Origin of the sequence: Vibrio sp. M260118 (genome assembly GCF_036533755.1) — a bacterium.
Classification (GTDB): Bacteria; Pseudomonadota; Gammaproteobacteria; order Enterobacterales; family Vibrionaceae; genus Vibrio.
This window is the reverse complement of sequence record NZ_JATABG010000404.1, coordinates 1-2,982: the sequence shown is the minus strand read 5'-3', so window position 1 is coordinate 2,982 and position 2,982 is coordinate 1. Positions and strand designations below refer to the sequence as shown.

At 44.2% G+C, this 2,982-nt stretch carries 2 protein-coding genes and 1 pseudogene; all 3 read right to left on the bottom strand.

What is annotated here, in order from left to right; translation table 11 throughout:
- On the bottom strand, window positions 1-1,170 hold a 1,170-nt coding region (locus QTO00_RS17505; RefSeq protein WP_331425916.1), incomplete at its 3' end, for an L-serine ammonia-lyase.
- Window positions 1,171-1,262: 92 nt separating this feature from the next.
- Window positions 1,263-2,516 carry an aromatic amino acid transport family protein gene (locus QTO00_RS17500; protein ID WP_331425915.1) on the bottom strand — a complete coding sequence of 418 codons (1,254 nt, stop codon included), beginning with the start codon at window positions 2,514-2,516 and terminating at the stop codon, window positions 1,263-1,265.
- A gap of 290 nt (window positions 2,517-2,806) precedes the next feature.
- Window positions 2,807-2,982, bottom strand: a pseudogene (locus QTO00_RS17495) (CoA pyrophosphatase); the annotation flags it as partial.

Below are 2,982 nucleotides of genomic sequence, written 5' to 3'. Positions count from 1 at the left end.
AACTTGCACTTGGCCCGCGACAGGGTCACAAGTTAGACCCAAGTTGTGTTCCATTGCAATTTCAGCCGCCATACATACTTGCTCTGGGCTACCACCCATCAGTTCAGCAAGGCCAGCCGCTGCCATTGAGCATGCCACACCAACTTCACCCTGACAGCCAACCTCTGCACCAGAGATTGAAGCATTACGTTTGTAAAGACCGCCGATTGCGCCAGATGCTGCAAAGTAACGGATATAGTCTTTCTCTGTCACGGTTTGGATAAACTTATCGTAGTAAGCCAGTACCGCAGGAATGATGCCACATGCGCCGTTGGTTGGTGCTGTAACCACGCGACCACCGGCAGCGTTTTCTTCGTTAACGGCAAAAGCAAACATGTTGACCCAGTCAACAACCGACATAGGGTCATTAGTTGTTTTCTCAGAGGTTAGAAGTTGCTGACGTAGTGCAGCAGCACGACGAGGAACTCGAAGAGGACCAGGTAAAATACCTTCTTCGTTCATACCGCGGTCCATACATTCACGCATGGTTTTCCAGATATTAGCGAAGTAAGTACGCGTCTCTTCATCAGAGTGCAGAGAATGCTCGTTTTTCATCACAAGCGCGCTGATTGATAGACCGCTGTCTTTACATTGGCCTACAAGCTCTTCAGCTGTAGTAAACTCGTAAGGCGCTTTAACTGGGTTCTCTTCCGCTTTACCAAAGTTCTCTTCATCAACAATGAAACCACCGCCGATAGAGTAGTAAGTCTTAGAGTAAGCTTTCTCTTCACCGATCCAAGCATGAATTTGCATGCCGTTTTCGTGCAGATCGAGATTTGTAGTATGGAAGTTCATACCACCTTGTTTTGGGAACGATACTGTATGATAGTGCATGCCAACAGGAAGGCGCTCAGTTTCTTCTACACGAGCGATGAAGCTCGGAATAGAGTCGATATCTACTTTTTCAGGAGTATTGCCAGCAAGACCCATGATGATCGCGATATCTGTGTGGTGACCTTTCCCTGTCAGTGATAGTGATCCATATACGTCGACGGTAATTTTAGTGATGTCGCGCAATTTTCCCATTGAGCGTAAGTCATCAATAAATTCTTTACCTGCCTTCATTGGGCCTACAGTGTGTGAACTAGAAGGGCCAACGCCGATTTTATAGATATCAAAAACACTAATCATATCGATTACCTCAGAACAAAGCCTCCCAGGGAGAGGGAGGCTTTTTATTATCGTTATAGTTTTGATTTAATCACGCTTATTACAAGCAAAGATTAAAGAGCGCCGTAGATTACAGAAGTAATGGCTGCGATACCACAGATTGCTGTGAAAATCTGTACAGGTGCAGAAGTTTTGTACTTCGCCATCGCAGGAACTTTTTGCATTGCAAACACAGGCATTAGGAACAGGATAGCCGCAATCATTGGAGCCCCCATTGTTTCAATCATGCCTAGGATGCTTGGGTTAACGATAGCGACAATCCAAGTTGTGATAACGATGAATAGTAGAGAGCCTTTTTCGATCTTGCTTACTGGTGTTTCAGAGCGAGATTTAACTAGACCTACTAGACCTTCATGAGCACCTAGGAAGTGACCAAAGTAGCTTGAAGTAATCGCAGCGAAAGCAACCAGTGGACCCATGTAAGAGATAAGTGGAGATTCGTGAACGTTCGCTAGGTAAGAAAGAACAGAGATGTTTTGCTCTTTAGCCATTGCTAGTTGCTCTGGAGATAGAGAAAGCACTACAGAGAACACGAAGAACATTACGAAGCCCATTAGCATCATTGCTGCACCACCAGTGATAGCGTCAGTCTTTTTAACTGCGTTGTCACCGTGAACGCGGCGTTGCTCTTTAGAGAACTGAGAGATTACCGGGCTGTGGTTGAATGAGAACACGATGATTGGAATTGCTAGCCAAACGATAGAAGGCATTGCCGCCCAGTCAGGAGCTACTGACATCATTGAGCTGTTCCAATCTGGGATTAGGTAGAAAGAAAGTGCAAGCAAGATGAATACTAGAGGGTAAACCAGTGCTGACGTTGCTTTTAGCATTAGCTCTTTACCAAATACTACACCGGCAGTCATGGCAGCGATTAGTGCACCAGAAAGTAACCAGCGTGGAATCGACTCCATGCCCATTTGGTTTACTAGGAACGAATCAACTGTGTTAGTGATACCAACACCGTAGATAAGAACGATTGGGTAGATAGCGAAGAAGTATGCAAAAGTGATGATGTTTGCGCCAGTCTTACCAAAGTGCTCTTCTACTGTATCAGTGATATCAGCTTCAGGGTTTTTCGCCGATAGAACAAATCGAGCGAGAGATTTGTGTGCGAACCAAGTCATTGGTGCCGCGATTAGCGCAAGGATAACTAATGGCCAAAAGCCGCCAGCACCTGCTTTGATTGGAAGGAAAAGTACGCCAGCACCTACCGCAGTACCGAAAAGCGACAGACACCAAGTGAAATCCTTGTAAGTAAACTTACTAGAGGATTGTGCGGAAGAAACCGCAGAAGTAGTAGTATTCATTTTGTGATACTCATTTTTGGGAACAGGAAATAAGTCGGGGCCTATTTTGCATAAAAATGTTTCACAAAAACTAGATCTAAATCATGATTTGATTCAAGTGCTGTAGTGTTCAACTCAAAACAGGTTTTTGTTCACGAAAATGATGTGCTACATGTGATTTATGCTAATTCCTCGCATTAGATAAAATAATGCTACGGCGATTTTGTATTATCTCTGTCGCAGGAAATCGTTTGCTTTATTGATGGGTAATTTAACTAATGTGAACAGTGATGTTGGTAAACGTCATACGGTTAGTCTTGGAGCATAATATGGCTTTGCATCGCTTGAATAATCTGCGCCGTCATGCCCCAAATAAAATGAGACTGGTATGACAGGCCAAAAACTCGGTGTGAATCGTTGTTAATTTTAAAACTCTGGCTATGCAGTTTACGCTTGTCTAATATAATCGATGCGGGTACTTCAAACG

Excerpts from the sequence above, each read along its gene's own strand:
- QTO00_RS17500 (WP_331425915.1), bottom strand. The coding sequence starts at position 2,516 with ATGAATACTACTACTTCTGCGGTTTCTTCCGCACAATCCTCTAGTAAG.